General features: G+C 62.3%; 12 protein-coding genes and 1 pseudogene. 1 reads left to right on the plus strand and 12 read right to left on the minus strand.

The genetic code is table 11. The features are described from left to right. Positions 1-20 precede the first annotated feature (20 nt). The 5 genes from ACX3YF_RS24560 to ACX3YF_RS24580 all read right to left on the minus strand — a co-directional run bounded on the left by ACX3YF_RS24560 (position 21) and on the right by ACX3YF_RS24580 (position 7,792). Positions 21-2,510: an efflux RND transporter permease subunit gene (locus tag ACX3YF_RS24560; protein ID WP_458974474.1), complete on the minus strand. Its 2,490-nt coding sequence runs from the start codon at positions 2,508-2,510 to the stop codon at positions 21-23. Positions 2,511-2,541: 31 nt separating this feature from the next. Then, a complete protein-coding gene (locus tag ACX3YF_RS24565; RefSeq protein WP_130204264.1) occupies positions 2,542-3,615 on the minus strand; it encodes a WD40/YVTN/BNR-like repeat-containing protein in 1,074 nt (357 codons plus the stop codon). 65 nt (positions 3,616-3,680) lie between these two features. After that, on the minus strand, positions 3,681-5,039 hold the full coding sequence (locus ACX3YF_RS24570) for a DUF1329 domain-containing protein (protein WP_047528900.1): 1,359 nt from the start codon (positions 5,037-5,039) through the stop codon (positions 3,681-3,683). Positions 5,040-5,078: 39 nt separating this feature from the next. Further along, a complete protein-coding gene (locus tag ACX3YF_RS24575) occupies positions 5,079-7,094 on the minus strand; it encodes a DUF1302 domain-containing protein (RefSeq protein WP_458974475.1) in 2,016 nt (671 codons plus the stop codon). Positions 7,095-7,225: 131 nt separating this feature from the next. Beyond that, entirely contained in the window at positions 7,226-7,792 is a 567-nt protein-coding gene (locus tag ACX3YF_RS24580; protein WP_047528898.1) for an RBBP9/YdeN family alpha/beta hydrolase, read from the minus strand. Between the two features lie 257 nt (positions 7,793-8,049). Here ACX3YF_RS24580 and ACX3YF_RS24585 point away from each other — a divergent pair. Continuing rightward, a pseudogene (locus tag ACX3YF_RS24585) lies at positions 8,050-9,105 on the plus strand (AraC family transcriptional regulator). Positions 9,106-9,270: 165 nt separating this feature from the next. Here the strand turns inward: ACX3YF_RS24585 and ACX3YF_RS24590 are convergent. The 7 genes from ACX3YF_RS24590 to ACX3YF_RS24620 form a co-directional block, all read right to left on the minus strand. Beyond that, a complete protein-coding gene (locus ACX3YF_RS24590; protein WP_198131843.1) occupies positions 9,271-10,281 on the minus strand; it encodes a YeiH family protein in 1,011 nt (336 codons plus the stop codon). Further along, positions 10,278-10,601 carry a Rieske (2Fe-2S) protein gene (locus tag ACX3YF_RS24595; protein WP_130204259.1) on the minus strand — a complete coding sequence of 108 codons (324 nt, stop codon included), beginning with the start codon at positions 10,599-10,601 and terminating at the stop codon, positions 10,278-10,280. The genes ACX3YF_RS24590 and ACX3YF_RS24595 overlap by 4 nt, the downstream gene beginning before the upstream one ends. Beyond that, on the minus strand, positions 10,598-11,260 hold the full coding sequence (locus tag ACX3YF_RS24600) for a DsbA family oxidoreductase (protein ID WP_448647888.1): 663 nt from the start codon (positions 11,258-11,260) through the stop codon (positions 10,598-10,600). Before ACX3YF_RS24600 ends, ACX3YF_RS24595 begins: the two co-directional genes overlap by 4 nt. Beyond that, positions 11,257-12,579, minus strand: coding sequence for an MFS transporter (locus tag ACX3YF_RS24605; RefSeq protein ID WP_130204257.1), 1,323 nt, complete (start codon positions 12,577-12,579; stop codon positions 11,257-11,259). The genes ACX3YF_RS24600 and ACX3YF_RS24605 overlap by 4 nt, the downstream gene beginning before the upstream one ends. A gap of 91 nt (positions 12,580-12,670) precedes the next feature. Continuing rightward, a complete protein-coding gene (locus tag ACX3YF_RS24610; RefSeq protein ID WP_130204256.1) occupies positions 12,671-13,723 on the minus strand; it encodes a beta-keto acid cleavage family enzyme in 1,053 nt (350 codons plus the stop codon). A gap of 87 nt (positions 13,724-13,810) precedes the next feature. Beyond that, on the minus strand, positions 13,811-14,659 hold the full coding sequence (locus tag ACX3YF_RS24615) for a TauD/TfdA dioxygenase family protein (RefSeq protein WP_448647886.1): 849 nt from the start codon (positions 14,657-14,659) through the stop codon (positions 13,811-13,813). Between the two features lie 14 nt (positions 14,660-14,673). Beyond that, positions 14,674-15,654, minus strand: coding sequence for a quinone oxidoreductase family protein (locus tag ACX3YF_RS24620; RefSeq protein ID WP_047528884.1), 981 nt, complete (start codon positions 15,652-15,654; stop codon positions 14,674-14,676). Between the last annotated feature and the right edge of the window lie 11 nt (positions 15,655-15,665).

Raw genomic sequence — 15,665 nt, forward strand, 5'->3', positions numbered from 1 at the left:
GTCAATGGAAGTGCGAAGGGTTAATGGTTTGCGCCCACAAGCTCAGCCGTGCGTTCGGTGGTGCTTGCGGGTACGGGGGTGATGTTGCGCAGCAGGAAACAGGACAGCGCCGGGATCAGGATCAATGCGCCGAGCATGTTCCAGATGAACATGAAGGTCAGCAGGATGCCCATGTCGGCCTGGAACTTGATCGGCGACCAGGCCCAGCACACCACACCCGCCGCCAGGGTGATGCCGACCAGCCCCACCACCCGGCCAGTGAAGGACACGGCATTACGGTAGGCCTGTGCCAACGGCATGCCCTGGCGCTGGTAGTGCAACTGCACGCTGAGCAAATACAGCGCGTAGTCGACACCGATCCCCACACCCAGCGCGATCACCGGCAGCGTCGCGACCTTGACACCGATCCCCATGATCACCATCAGCGCCTCGCAGAGGATCGACGTCAGCACCAGCGGCAGCAGCGCCACCAGCGTGGCACGCCAGCTGCGGAAGGTAATCAGGCAGAACAGCGTCACCGCTGCATAGACGTACAGCAGCATCGTGTGGTTGGCCTCGCGCACGACGATATTGGTCGCCGCTTCGATACCGGCGGTGCCGGCGGCCAGCAGGAACTGGCGGTCCGGCGTGCTGTTTTCCCGGGCGAACTTGTCGGCGATGGCGACCACCGCGTCCAGCGTCTCGGCCTTGTGGTCCTTGAGGAAAGCGATCACCGGCATCACCGAACAGTCGGTGTTGAACAGTTCCGGGGCATTGACCGAGGCCTGCTGCGCCGCGTAGTTCAGCACGTTCTGGTTGCGCTGGATGCTGTTGAGCTTGGGATTGCCCTCGAACGAACCGGCGGTGATCTGCCGGACCGCGTTGACCAGCGAAGAGGTCGCTTGCACGCCCGGGTATTGCTGCAGCTCCCAGGCCAGGCGGTCGGCCAGAATCAGCGTCTGATAATTGAGGCAACCTTCGGGTGCGGTCTTGATCATCACCGCGAACAGATCACTGGACAGCGCATAGTGGCTGGTGATGTAGGCGTTATCGCGGTTATAGCGCGAGTCGGCGCGCAGCTCCGGGGCGCCGCTGTCGAGGTCGCCGATCTGCAGGTGCTGGCTGACCATGAAGCCTGCGATGCCCAGCGCCACGGCGCCGAGCACGATGCCCGTGGCCCACTTGCGCGTGGTGAAGCGATCGAGAAAATCCCACAGCTTGCCGAAGCCGCGGCTCTCATCGGCGCGGGTGTCAATCTTCAGCGCACGCTCGGCGGCCTTGCGCCCGACACCGATGTAGGACAGCGCCACCGGCATCAACAACAGCGAGGTGAAGATCAATACGGCCACGCCGATGCTGGCGGTGATGGCCAGGTCCTGGATCACCGGAATGTCGATCAGCATCAGCACCGCGAAACCCACCGCGTCGGCCAGCAACGCGGTGACCCCGGCAATGAACAAGCGGCGGAAGGTGTAGCGCGCCGCGATCAGTTTATGGGTGCCACGGGCGATGTCCTGCATGATGCCGTTCATCTTCTGCGCCGCGTGGGACACACCGATGGCGAAGATCAGGAACGGCACCAGCACCGAGTACGGATCGATGGCATAGCCCAGCCAGGCGACAATGCCCAATTGCCAGACCACCGCCGTCAGCGAACAGAAGATCACCAGCAGCGTGCTGCGCAGGCAGCGGGTGTAGAGGTAAATGATGATGAACGAGGTGACCACTGCCAGGCCGAAGAACATCATCACCTGGATCAGGCCGTCGATCAGGTCGCCGATCAACTTGGCAAAACCGATCACCCGCACCTTGTACTTGCCCTTGCCCTCCTCCCCGGCCTTGCGTGCCTTGCTGTCGCCGGCAAACTCGATCTTGTCACGCAGCTGTTGTTCGAGGAGCTGCGCAAACGGGTAGTAATTGATGCCGTGACCGGTCGCCGAGGCTTTGTCCAGCAGCGGCACGATCAACATGGTCGATTTGAAATCGCTGGCCACCAGGCTGCCGACGATGCCGGCGCGGTTGATGTTCTGGCGCAGCTGTTCGATGTCTGCGGGCGAACCCTGGTACGCATCGGGCATCACCGGGCCGCCCTGGAAGCCTTCCTCGGTGACTTCATTCCAGCGTACCGCCGGGCTCCACAAGGACTTCATCCAGGCGCGGTCGACACCTTCGGTGAGGAACAGATCGTCATTGACCTGCTTGAGCACGGCCAGATAGTCGGGGTCGAAGATATCGCCCTGGGTGTTTTCCACCACCACCCGCACCGAGCTGCCCAGGCCGCGCAACGATTTGCGGTTCTCGAGGAAGTTCTGAATGTAGGGCTGGCTCTGCGGAATCATTTTTTCGAAGCTGGGGCGCAGCTCCAGGCGAGTGGCCGCCATGTAGCCCAGCACCAGGGTGATCAAGGCCATGACCAGCATGAACAGCGGACGGTAGTTGAAGACCCAGCGCTCCAAGCGGTTGCCGGAGTTCCGATCGAAGTCACGCATGTGGCGGATCACCGGCATGGTGTCTTGCTTGAGGTTGCCCATGTCAGGGTTCTCGCTCTAGTGAATCCAGTTCTTATTTGACGTCGAGTGCGCGCACGCCACGGCTGCCGACCAATACGAGCCCGCCGTTGGGAGCTGTGATCGCGCCGGCGGCCGGCGAGATGTCTTTTCGGGGCTGCGGCTGGAGGTGCGCGCCATCGTCGGTGCTAACCAATAGCTGTCCTGCCTGGCTTAACAGTCGGTAGTGCCCTTCGGCATCCAGAGTGGCCGCCGTGAGGCTGACTTGCAGGCCGGTACTGAGCGCCGTCCAGCTGGCGCCACCGTCGACGCTGCGGAACACGTGCCCGCGCAGGCCATACACCAGCACTTCGCCGGGCTTGCCGATCACACCGAAAAAGCTGCCCTGGTAGGGCGAATCCAGCGCCACGAAACGCTGCTTGGGTTCATCCCATTTGAGCAGCAGCCCCTGTTCGCCAACGATGAACAGCCCATCCCCCGTGGAGGCGATGGCGTTGAGATGCAGACTCTGCGGGTTATCGGTGCGGTCCTGAAACGGCGTCCAGTGCCGGCCGCCATCCTCGGTACGCAAAATCAGGTTGAACACGCCGACCACATAGCCGACTTTTTCATTGGCGAACCAGACGTCGAGCAGCGGCTTGTCGGCGCCCTCCTCGACCAGTCGCTGACCATCCGCGGCCAGCTGCGCCCATTGTTCGTTGGCCGGTTCGGCACTGGCGAGCGCACCGTAATGCGTGACCAGCAAGGCACCGATCTGGCGCCCGTCCAGTTGCTTGCTCCAGGTCGCGCCGGCATCGCTGCTGTGCAGGATCACGCCGTCGTTACCGACCGCCCAGCCCTGGGTGGGCGAAGGGAAGTTCACGGCGTTGAGGTCGGCACTGACCGGCACGGTGGCCTGCTGCCAGGCGTTGCCGTTGTCATCGGAGTAGAGAATGTGGCCTCGCTGCCCGACCGCGACCAGTCGCTCACCCGCACGGGCCGCGCCGAGCAACGGGCTGTGCGCGGCCAGGGCGCTGGGCCTGGCTGGCAGGTCCAGCACGTCGACGTAACCGGCCGCCTGGGTGAAGCCCTGGAGCACAGCCAGTGTGGCGCCCAGCGCCAACTGCAGGTACTTCTTGTACGAACACATACTGCGTCCTCTTGGAAAGACCGCGCCGGGCGCACCTCATGTGCACCCGGCGTCGAACACGGCGCTTAGCGAATGCCGGCGCCTGCCAGGGACTCCGGCGACCACTGCGCCTTGGACAGCGAATCGATGTAGCGGATACCGCCGTAAGGCCCGACCACACCGTTGATGTTGTAGGAACCACCGACCAGGTCGTAGATCATGAAGGGCGTGGAGTCCGGCACTTGCTTGTCATAGCTCTGGCTGAGGAAGGCAAAGGAGCCACGGTAGAGCTGACCACGTGCGTCGTACTGGTCGGAGGCCAGAGCGGCCCAGCTGTCTTCATCCAGGTAGAAGCGACGCTTCTGGTAGACATGGCGTGCGCCGGCCTTGAGGTTGCCCTCGACCACCCACACGCGGTGTTTTTCCCAGCGCACGAAATCGGGGGCAAGGTGATTCGGCGTGGTCAGGCTTTTCGGGTCCTGGGCGTAGGTCAGCTTGTAGGTGTTGTACGGCACGATCATTTCCTGCTTGCCGACCAGCTTCCAGTCGTAGCGATCCAGCGCACCGTTGAACACGAACACGTCGTCGTAAGTACCGGCACCGGCGGTACCCGGGTTCGGCGTGTCGTAGGCCAGGTTCGGTGCCAGCTTGACGCGGCGCTGACCCGGCAGGTACTGCCATGCGCGGCGCGGCTGCTGCAGCGGGTTGGCGGCGTCCTTGAGCATGATCGACTCACCGGCGCGGCGTGCCGGTCCGGTGTAATACAGCTTCATCTGGTAGTACACGTCGGCACTGCTGATGGTCTGCGCCAGGTTTTCGTAGATCGGGTACGTGATGAACGCCTGCCCGGTGGTCGCCAGGCTCGGTACACCGGCCGAGTCGACGTTCCAGGAGTCGTACTTGGAGTTGATGTTGACGCCCTGATAACGCAGCAGGAAGTTCCACATCGCCTCGCTGCCCGATTGCGGGATCGGGAACGGCACGCCCGGCAAGACGTTGTCGATGGCCAGGCCGCCTTCAAGGGACTTGGCGCCGCTGGCGTTCTTCACGCTGTTGTCCAGCACCGCCTGGGGCAATGCAACGGTGCGGTGGGTCGGGTAGACATCGACACGGAAGGTCGGGAAGCGCTTGGCCAGCTCCACGGTGGTGGCAGTGAGCATGCCCTTGTACTGATCAACGTTTTTACCGTCGATGACCAGTACCGGCTTTTCACTGGCGAAGGGGTCCGGGCGCATGCTGTCGCCTGCCTTGAAGCTGGCCGGGGCCGTGGTCAGCCCGCCGGCATAGGCGGGAATGGCACCATCGGCGCTGGCGGCCTTTTCGGCCCCCACCAGGGTCAGGCTGCTGCCCAGTTTGGCAGCCTCCTGAGTCGAAACGGCGGCCTGCGCCTGGGCGCCAATGGCCATGACCAGGGAAGCGGCCAGCAAGGTTTGCACGAATTTCATGGGGTCATACTCCTGCTTAGTGACTAAGCATTGGGTGAATCAAAAGGTGGTTTTCAGCGTCAGGTACAGGGCGCCACGGTCTTCGGTGGTCGCACCGCCACCCGAGAAGGCTGAATAGCCACCGGCGTAGCACGCATAGTTTTCGTTACCGCTGAAGGCGTTCGGCGTGGAGCCGTCGCCGCTTCCGGCATTGGCAGCACCGGTGCTGTTGCCGCTGACATTGCACTTGTCGGTCTTGCCGAAGGAGTCCACGTACTTGAGGTCGACGAAGTACTTGTTGTAAACCGCGGCACCGACGCCGAACGCGTAGTTGCCGGTGTCCTTGGCGCCGCCGCCGGAGACCGGAGACACGCCAGCGAGGCCGACGTTGACCGACATCGGCAGAGTCATGTCGACGCCCGGAAACACCTGATACCAGGTCGGGGTGAAGTTGACGGCAATGCCCCAGTTGTCGCGGGTCGGCGCATCGATACCGCGATAGGTGCTCTTGCCTTTGTAGAGCGCCTCGTTCTTGCTATCGAGCTTGAGCAGGTTGCTGTAATACAGCTCGGCGAGCAGGGTCGCCGAATCGTATACCGGCGTTTTCGGCAGGCTCATCAGACCGTTGAGTGTCCAGTGCAGCGTGTCACCGGTGGCGCTCATGCTGTCGCCATCGTGCGGGGTGTCATAGATCACGCCGCTGGCCGCCGAACGCGCCGGCAACAGGCCAAGACCCTGACCCAGTCCGAGCGGGCTGCTGGTGCTGACGATCGCCGGAATACTGGCCAGGGGCATGTTGTGCCGGATGTTCAGGTCACTGCCGACGCTGATGCCGCCGATGTCCTTGGACAGGCTCAAGCCGAAGATGTCGATCTTGTCGGAATAGGCCAGTTGATAGGTGGCGGTGCTCAGGGAGTTCAGGGTATTGACCACCGCCGGCACCTGGCCCGCTGGCCGCGTACCGTTCGGGTTGACCGAACTCACGCCTCGGGCGTCGAGCCAGGCTTGCGGCAAGATGTCCGACGTCTGGCGGTAGTAGAAGCCCAGCGTACCGTCCAGCCAGGCGGGCGACCATTTGGCCATGACGCCCCAATCGCCTGAATTGCGCGGTGTCAGGTCATCGCCGCGGCGCACGTTGGTCAGGCCGTTGCAGGGCGCGATGCCACAACCGAGCGGGCTGCCCGGCGTCACGGAGTTGGTATTGCCCAGCAGGAACGACTGCGCGCCGAAGCCCACCAGGTCGGAACCGCCATAGTAGGTCCCGGCCTCGGGCAGGCGCGCCGCATCCCAATCGAGGAAATACTGGGCGCCCACCGTCAATTCGGGATTGAGGGTGAAGGTCATCGAAATCTGATTGCGCGGAACGAACAGTTCCTTGGCTTCGGTCCCCGGCGACGCGGCCAGCTTGGCCAGGTCCAGGCCGGACTGGCCGTAGCTGATCGAATGCACCGGGTTGAGGATGGTTTCACCCCAGAACACGTTGTGTTGCCCGGCCTTGATGCTGAACATCGACTCATCGCCCACTTCGGTGCTGTAGAAGACGAAGGCGTCGAGGATTTCCCCGGAAGGGCCGTTGTAATAACGCTGGGCATAGTTGCTCAGGTGCGGGCTGCCGAAGCCGACGTTGTCGTTGGTAACCGCCGCCAGGCGCGGGTCATTGGCGACCAGGCCGGAAGTGCCGCCATTGCCGTTGACGAACGGGTTGGAATTGGAGCCGGTGTTTTCATACGCCTTGTCGTACCAGCTCGCGGCACTGACCCGAAAGCCCATGCTCTGCTGGTAGACCACGTCCATTTCGGTCAACAGATCGACGCGGTTGGTGATGTTGGTCCCGGCCTTGCGAAAGTTGTAATCACCGTCGTTATTGTTGGGGGTCGCCAACATGCGCTTGTCGGCGCCTTCGGTGCGCACGCCGTAGTTGTACTTCACGGTGTTATCGAAACGTACCGACCAGTCAGGGTTGCCGGTATCCACTTCGACGGCGTGAGCGACCGGCATGGACGCCGCCAGAATGGCCAGGGCCAACAGACTGTGTCGCGAAGGAAGTGTGTGGCTGTGACTCTTATTGTTATGCATTACGTTGTCTCCGCCATGTTGTACTTGTTTTTTAAGCGCAGCTTTCCTTGCACAGGCCCTGCTGAGAGGCCTGCGTTTTTTTCACGCGTTAGAGCAATTGCCGGACGGATCGCGTCCGGCCAGGTGCCTGACTAGCGATCCAGTTCCAGAATCAGGGCTTCGGCTTGCGGCCAGTGGCCGAAGCCCGAAGCAGGATTGAGATGGCCGACCTCGCCGAGGTTGACCAGTTCGCTGCCCCAGTCGCGGGCCATGCGGGTGACGGCCTCGAGACTGGCCAGGTGATCGTTGGTGCTGCCCGCAACAAGGCTGCGAAACGGCAGCGCACCGGCAGGCAGAGGGGCCCAGCCGTTGGCTTTGAGGGTTTCAGGGGACGGGTAGTTTGCCGGCCAGGTGGCATTGAGGTCCGGCGGCGCGGCCAGCAGAGCGCCCTTGATCGAGCCGCTGTGGCGGGCGGCCCAGTGGGCGACCATCAGCACGCCGGCGCTATGGGCGACGAGAATCACCGGGCCGTCGATTTGTTCCAGTTCATGCTGGATCGCCCGGACCCGGGCAGCGCAGTCGAGCTTGTCGGTTTCAAGCGGCGGGACGCTGCGTACGTTGTTCAACCGGGCCTCAAGCAGCGTTTGCCAATGCTCGGCAACGTGGTCGCGCAGACCCGGTACAATCAGAACGGTAGCGGCGGTTTGCAGTTTGTTCACTTGAACACCTCACCTTCTCGGTAGCTCGCCTGGCTGTTTCGCCAGAATCTTTTTGTAGTACCGACATTAAAGAGCGCCCACCCGCTACGCTTTTCATTTGACGACACCGACTTTTCTTTTGATGACAGGACAAGAGCGCCTGATTGGTGGTCGCGTGGAGGCGCAAAACATGGCTTCAAAAACTTTTCATTTCATGATGTGCTGGATATAGTCCGCCCCGCTCAACTCCATCGAGACGCTCCAGGGATGACCTCTTCATGACCAAGCTCGTTCGCGCCGCTGTCTTGACCAACTACCTGGATGTAGCCCATTACCAGGGGTTCAATCCGCATGATGTGCTGGCGCAGGTCGGCCTGAGCAAGGCCCGCCTGCTGGCCCCCGAACAACGCATTCCGATCGATTCCGCGGTGCGTCTGCTGGAGCTTTAGGCGGCCGCCAGCGGTTGTCAGACCTTCGGCCTGAGCATGGCCGAGTCGCGTCAACTCTCGGACTTTGGCGTGGTCAGCCTGCTGCTCACGCATCAGCGGACGCTGCGTGATGCGTTGCAGGTGCTGGTGCATTACCGCCATCTCATGAACGACTCGCTGGCGATCTTCGTCGAGGAAGCGGGCAAGATGGTGATCATCCGTGAAGAGGTGGTCACCGAGTCACCGATGTCCTGCCGGCAAGCCAATGAACTGGCCATCGGCGTGATGTTCCGTCTGTGCGCGGCCCTGCTGGGAACGCATTGGCATCCGTACAGCGTCAACTTCACCCACCAGGCCCCGGAAAACCTGCACCTGCATCGCCGCCTGTTTGGTTGCAACCTGGAGTTCGGCAGTGAGTTCAATGGCATTGTCTGCCCAGACGCCAGCCTCGACATGACCAATCCCCATGCCGACCCGGCCATGGCCCGTTACGCCCAAAGCTACCTGGATTCGCTACAGAGCCACGAAGGGCCGTCGATGCTGTTCGAGGTGCGCAAGGCCATTTACCTGCTGCTGCCGATGGGGCGCGCCACGATCGAGCAGATTGCCCAGACCCAGGGCATGAACGTACGGACCCTGCAACGTCGCCTCAAAGATGATGGCTGCGCGTTCAACGACCTGATCAACGATGTGCGTCGCGACCTGGTGCTGCGCTATCTGGACAACCCCAATTACTCGCTGAGCCGAATCGCCGACATGCTCGGCTACTCCATGGCGAGCTCGTTCACGCGCTGGTTCATCAGCCAGTTCGACATGCCGCCAGCCGTTTGGCGCACCACTCATAAGCCTGGCAGTGCCAAGGCGCCGGCAGACAGCAGCGTCCTTTCCGATCCAGAGAAACCCTGAACACGCGCCGATCTGCCTGTAGGCAGCCTCCAAATAAAAAAACGACGACTGCTGGTACAGTCGCCGTAAAGGAACCGGCGCTTATGACGCCGGTCGAGTGCCGCACTGCGTCGGAGTGAACACAATGTGGCGCCGCTTGTTGAATGCGCTCGCGAGCAGCCGGGTTTACATCCCCCAGTGCAGCAACAGCAGCACAAGAACCACCAGGAACACGGTCTCCCCCACCATCAGCAGGATCGGCTTGATACCGACGGCCGCCAGTTCCTTGAGCTGGGTTTTCATGCCCAGGGCGCTGATGGACACCACCAGGCACCAGCGCGACAGTTCATTGACCGCGCCCTGCACCGCCGGGACCACCCAGCCGGTGCTGTTGATGCAGGCCAGTATCAGAAAACCGACCGCGAACCACGGCAGTAGCGGCGGCCGTTTGCCGGTGGGATCGGCGCCTTGCATGCGGGTAATCATCGCGGCGCTGACGATCACCGGCAGCAGCATGGCGACGCGCATCAGCTTGACCACGGTGGCGGTGTCGCCGGTCTCGGTCGACATGCTGTAACCGGCCCCGACGACCTGGGCGACGTCATGGATGGTGGCACCGAGAAATACACCGGCCACTTGCGGCGACAAGGCCAGCCAATTGGCGATCATCGGATAGACGATCATCGCCAGGGTCGACAGCGCCGAAACCCCGATGACCGTGAACAAGGTAGCCCGCTCTTTCTGCGGATGGTTGGGCAATGCCGCTGCCAGTGCCAATGCCGCCGATGCCCCGCAAATCGCGGTAGCCCCGCCGGTGAGCATGCCGAACAGCCGCTGAAAACCCAGCGCCTTGGCCGCGATCACCGAGACGCCAATGGTCACGACCACCAGAATCACCACCAGGGCCACCGGTTTCCAGCCCAGCGCGGCCATCTGTTCCAGGGTGATGCGCATGCCCAACAACGCGACGCCGATGCGCAACACGCTGCGAGCGGTGAACTCGATGCCAGCCTTGCAGGCGCCGTCACCCGCCAGAAAATTGAGCGCCATGCCCAGCAGCAACGCGAACAGCATCACCGGGGCACCGTAATGCTCGGACAAAAACGACGCGGCGGCGGCCACGATCAGACTGACAATGAACCCCGGTGCCAATTCGCGGGTGCGGCTATGGATACGGGTAAGAGCAATGGCGCTCATGGCGCGGACTCCTCGGAAATGATGATGAACGCCTGGTCGTCGATGATCTCGACCGGGTAGTGGGTGACCTTGACCTGGGTGGAATTGAGCAGGTAGCCGCTGAGCAGGTCGAAGCGCAGGCCGTGGGCGAGGCACTGGATCACCCGGCCCTCCAGGCGCCCGCCACAGAGCGACGCGCCCTGGTGCGGGCAGCTGTCGTCGATGGCGAACAACTGCCCGTCGACGTTGAACAGCGCCAGGCTTTTGTCCTCGAACTCGAACAGCGCGCGACCGCCGGCCTGCGGGTGTTTGCCGGCAGGTACGGGGATACGTCTGGTCATGCCGGTTGCCGCTCGCGCTCACGTTCCTTGAGCGCTTCGCTCATGGCCCCGAGCAGCGCCTGCGCGGGTTGCGCCCCGATCACGGTCATGCGGCGGTCAAACTGAAAGCTCGGCACGCCACTGGTCGCACCGGGGGATCCGGCAAAGGGTGTGGCATCGCCCTTCAGGCAATCGAGCACACTGTCCGCATCGACGCCGCAAGAGCGGGCTATGGCGAGCAAGGTCTCTCGGCAACCCAGGTTTTCGCCTTTGCGGAAATAAGCGGCGAACATTCGTTCGAGCAACATTTCACGCTGGGTGGCATTGCCCAGCACGCTCGCACGCTCGAACAAGCGATGGGCATCAGCGGTGTTGGGCATCGTCGTAATGCGGCTGAGGTCGATGGCCAGCCCAACCGCCGAGGCAGCCTGCAGTACCTGGGCCTGACGCAGGGTCATGGCCTCGGCATTGCCCAGACGCTTGCGATAGAAATCGGCGAAGGGCTCACCTTCCACGGGCAACTGAGGCAGCAACTGCACCCCATGCCACACCGTGGTGATCTGCACGTCCGGATAGCGACTGCGAAACTGCACTTGCGCATGCTCCAATTGGCGTTTGCCGATCAGGCACCAGGGGCAGATGAAATCGAAAAACACATCAATGGATAAGCGACGACTCACAACTTCACCTCTAACCCGGCTGCATTGACAGGATCAGGCACGTGCTGACCCAGAAGGCGGGCAATATCTCTGTGGTAATGACACTTGGCATAAAAGAACACCGCTGCTGCCCCGAGGCTGACCAGAGGCACCCACTGGAAGGCCGCGTGCAGGCCGATCAGGTCGGACACCCTGCCGGTGATGAACGGCCCCGGCGCCAGGCCGAGCATGTTGTTGGCCAGGGTCAGGGTGGCGAACGCTGTGCCATGCAATGAGTACGGCGTCAGGTTGGCCACCATCGCCCCGGCAGGACCGGTGGTGCCGGCGGCGATCAACATACCGAGGCAGATCAACGCCAGTTGCGCAGGCCCCGCCGGCAGGGCGAACGCCGCCGACAACAGCAGGCAACTGCCCAGGCAATAGGCAATGGCCAGGGCCACCTTGCGTTCCGGTGATTGCCGGCACAGGCGATCACTGAGCATGCCGCACAGAATCATCCCGGCGCCGCTGCACAACACGATGATGGCCGCCATGCCTCCGGCCTTGTCCGTGCCCATTTCGTAGTAGCGATTGAGGTAACTGGGCATCCACACGATCACGGTGCCGCCGACGAACAACTGCAAGCCGCTGCCGACATAAGTCGCGATCACCGAGCGGCTGGAAAACAGCGTGCGCAACGGTTGCCTGGCCTTGGCGGCAGCCATGTTGGCCATGCGCTTCGGTGCGATGCGGGCTTCCTTGACGATGACCGGATACAGCACCGCCAGCAGCAGGCCAAACAGCGCCATGCCGGCAAACGACCAGCGCCAGCCCAGCTTGGCGGCGATGGCACCGCCCAAGGCCATGCCCAACACGGAACCGAACATGCCACCCGCCATGAAGGCGCTGGCCAGGGTGGCCCGCATGTGTTTGGGAAACACGGAAATCACCACCGCGATACCGACACTGCCGTAAGCCGCTTCACCGACCCCGACCATGAACCGGGCAATGAACATCTGCTGGTAATCCTGGGCCAGCGCACAACCCAGGGTGGCCACACTCCACATCAGCGCCATCAGGGCGAGGCTCTTGACCCGGCCGAAGCGGTCCGCCAGCAACGACAGGGGAAACGTCAGCAAGCCGACCATCAGGGCGACAACGCCACTGAGCAAGCCGAGTTGACCATCGCTCAAGGACCACTCGCCCTTGAGCATCGGGAACACCGCGTTCAGCACCTGACGCGACATATAGTCGGAAATCAACAGGCCGAACGTCAGTGCAAAGACGATCCAGGCATATTTGCGCGCAACGCCGACGCCACTGCAGTCGTCATCGTCCGCGGCGATTGGATGAAAGGCCATGCAGCCTCCTCAAAGCTTCGTTTTATTGTTGTTATCAAGCGTGTTGCATGCAGTGAGCGAGAGGCCAACGACCTCTCGCCGCCACTGCCGGTCAGCCGCGCTGCGGCACACCTTTTTGCCCGGCCTTGCGGTTGGGGGCCATGCCGTTGGCCAACAGGGTTTCTTCGATGCTCTGGTATTGCACACCGATGCGATAGATCTCGCGGGCTTCTTTGCCGGTGGCGATCTCGCGACCCAGTTCATGGGCGATGCGCACGGTCTGCTTGATCTGCGCGACCGAGCCGAAACGTTCGCCCTTGTGATCAATGATAGTGTCTTCGTTGCCCACACGCGGGTGCAGGCCCATGGACATCGCCATGGTGTTGAACGGCAGCACGTTCTTGAGCAGCGATTCGGAGGTCAGGGTGCAGCCGTCCGGAACACGGTGGATGAAGTTGAAGAAGTTGAACGGGTTCGGACCGTCGAAACCGCCACCGATGCCGATCCAGGTCAGGTTCAGCGGGCCCTTGTAGAGGCCCTTGCGTACCAGACGCTCGAGGGTTTCATAGGCATGAATCCCGGTCAGCTGGAAGTGTGGCTGGATGCCGTTGTCCGTCAGGCGCTTGAGGTGTTCGGCCACCCAGGCCGGACCGGCCGGCACGGTCATTTCGCTGTAGGCGGCCTGGAACAACGGATTGGCCAGGGAGGTGCCTTCCAGGTATTCCGGATACAGCAGCTCCATGATGTTCATCTGGGTGGTGTTGATCGCCACCGTGACCTGATCCGGTTTCGGCGTCAGCTCGGCCAGCATGTGGCGAGTGTCGTCGGACAGCCACTTGGCCGCTTCGCCATCGCTTTCAGGGGCGAAGGAAATCGAGCCGCCGACCTGGATGATCATGTCCGGCACGGCTTCGCGCACACCGGCGATCAGCTCGTTGAACTTGGACAGGCGCTTGGACCCCTTGCCATCGAGTTCGCGCACGTGCAGGTGCAGGACCGTGGCACCGGCTTCGTAGCACTCGACCGCTTTTTGCACCTGCTCGTCCATGGTCAGCGGAATGTCTTCAGGAAAGTCTTCCGGCATCCATTCCGGGCCGTAGGGGGCCACGGTAATGACGACCTTTTCCATGTTTTCGGGGTGCAGGGAATCGTCGAAGAATTGCATGGTTTACTCCTGTTTTTATGATTGTCCCGTCCACCCGGGATCGTGCCGGGCAGACGTGTTTACGAGTGCGTATGCAGAAGGGGTCGATCAGTAAGTCTTGTCGCCGATGATCCCGGCGCGTTCCATCTTGCGATGGCACGGCGGGTAATCCATGACGGCGTAATGCTGGGTACTGCGGTTGTCCCAGATGGCAACGCTGTTGGGCTTCCAGCGCCAGCGCACTTGATACTCGGGGATGTACGCCTGGCTGATCAGGTAGCGCAGCAGCTCGCTCGCGCCAGGATTGGCGTCCTGGCCGAAGCGCACCCGCTCGGGGGTGTGGTAGTTGCTGAAATGGGTGGTGAAGGCGTTGACGAACAGCACCTTCTCGCCGGTTTCCGGATGGGTGCGCACCACCGGGTGCTCGGCGTCCGGATACAGGGCCTTCAGCGCCAGGCGTTTTTCGATCGGCATGGCCGCGCCGAAGCTCGCTTCGATGCTGTGGCGGGCACGCAGGTCGGCAATCTTCACCTTCACGTCATCGGGCAGGTTGTCGTAAGCCTCGACCATGTTCGCCCACATGGTGTCACCGCCGACCGGCGGGCACTCCACGCAGCGCAGCACGCAACCCATGGGCGGTGCTTCGCGCCAGGTGGCATCGGTGTGCCAGGCGTTTTCGTAGCGGTCCATCGGCTGGTCCGGTTTTTTGTAGATCTGCACCAGGCCGGGGTGATCCGGATCACTGCCGGCCACCGGATGATCTTCCAGCTCGCCGAAGCGCCGGGCGAACGCCACGTGCTCGGCGCGACTGATGTTCTGGTCGCGCAGGAACACAACACGATGGGTGAGCAACTGGGCGCGAATCTCGGCAAAAAGACCCTCGTCATGGATCGCGTCGGCAAGATTGACGCCGATCAGTTCCGCACCGATGTTGCAGGTCAATTGTTCGACTTTCATGGCAGCGGACTCCCTTAAATGACGAAAATCGACGAGCCAGTGGTCTTGCGCGATTCCAGGTCCCGGTGGGCCTGTACGGCATCCTGCAAGGCGTAGTGCTGGTTGATCTCGATCTTGATCCGGCCATTGCCGACGTGGTCGAACAATTCACCGGCCAGGGCCGCTTTTTCCGCAGGGTCGGCGATGTAATCGGCCAGCGCCGGGCGAGTCAGGAACAGCGAGCCTTTCATCGCCAGCATCACCGGGTCGAACGCCGGGATCGGGCCGGAAGCCGTACCGACGCAGACCATCAGGCCGCGGCGCTTGAGCGAATCCAGTGAGCCCATGAAAGTGTTCTTGCCGACGCTGTCGAATACCACGTTGACGCCGACACCGTCCGTCAGTTCGCGAACGCGCTGGGCGACATCTTCATGGCTGTAATTGATGACATGGTCGCAGCCATGGGCCCGGGCGATTTCGCCTTTGACCTCGGTGGATACGGTACCGATCACCGTCAGGCCCAGCAGCTTGGCCCACTGTGAAACGATCAGGCCGACCCCACCGGCGGCAGCGTGCAGCAAAATGCTGTCGCCGACCTTGAAATCGTAGATGCGGCGCATCAGGTACGACGACGTCAGGCCGCGCATGGTCATGGCCGCGGCGGTCTCGAAACTGATGGTTTCCGGAAGTTTGATCAGCGGTGCCGCCGGGATCAGACGCTCGGTGCTGTAGGCCCCCAGCGTATTGAGAAACCCGGTGTAGGTGACGCGATCACCCACTTGTACATTGGTCACCCCTTCGCCCACGGCCTGGACCACGCCGGACGCTTCGACCCCCATACCGTTCGGCAGCGGGATCGGGTAAGTGCCGTTGCGAAAGTAGGTGTCGGCATAGTTCAGGCCGACCGCCACGTGACGAAGACGAACCTGGCCCGGGCCCGGGTCCCCCACTTCGACCTCTTCGTAACGAAGCACCTCGGGACCACCGGTTTCGTAAAAGCGAACGGCTTTGGCCATTTTTTCTTATT

This window comes from Pseudomonas fluorescens group sp. PF-69, from assembly GCF_054481235.1.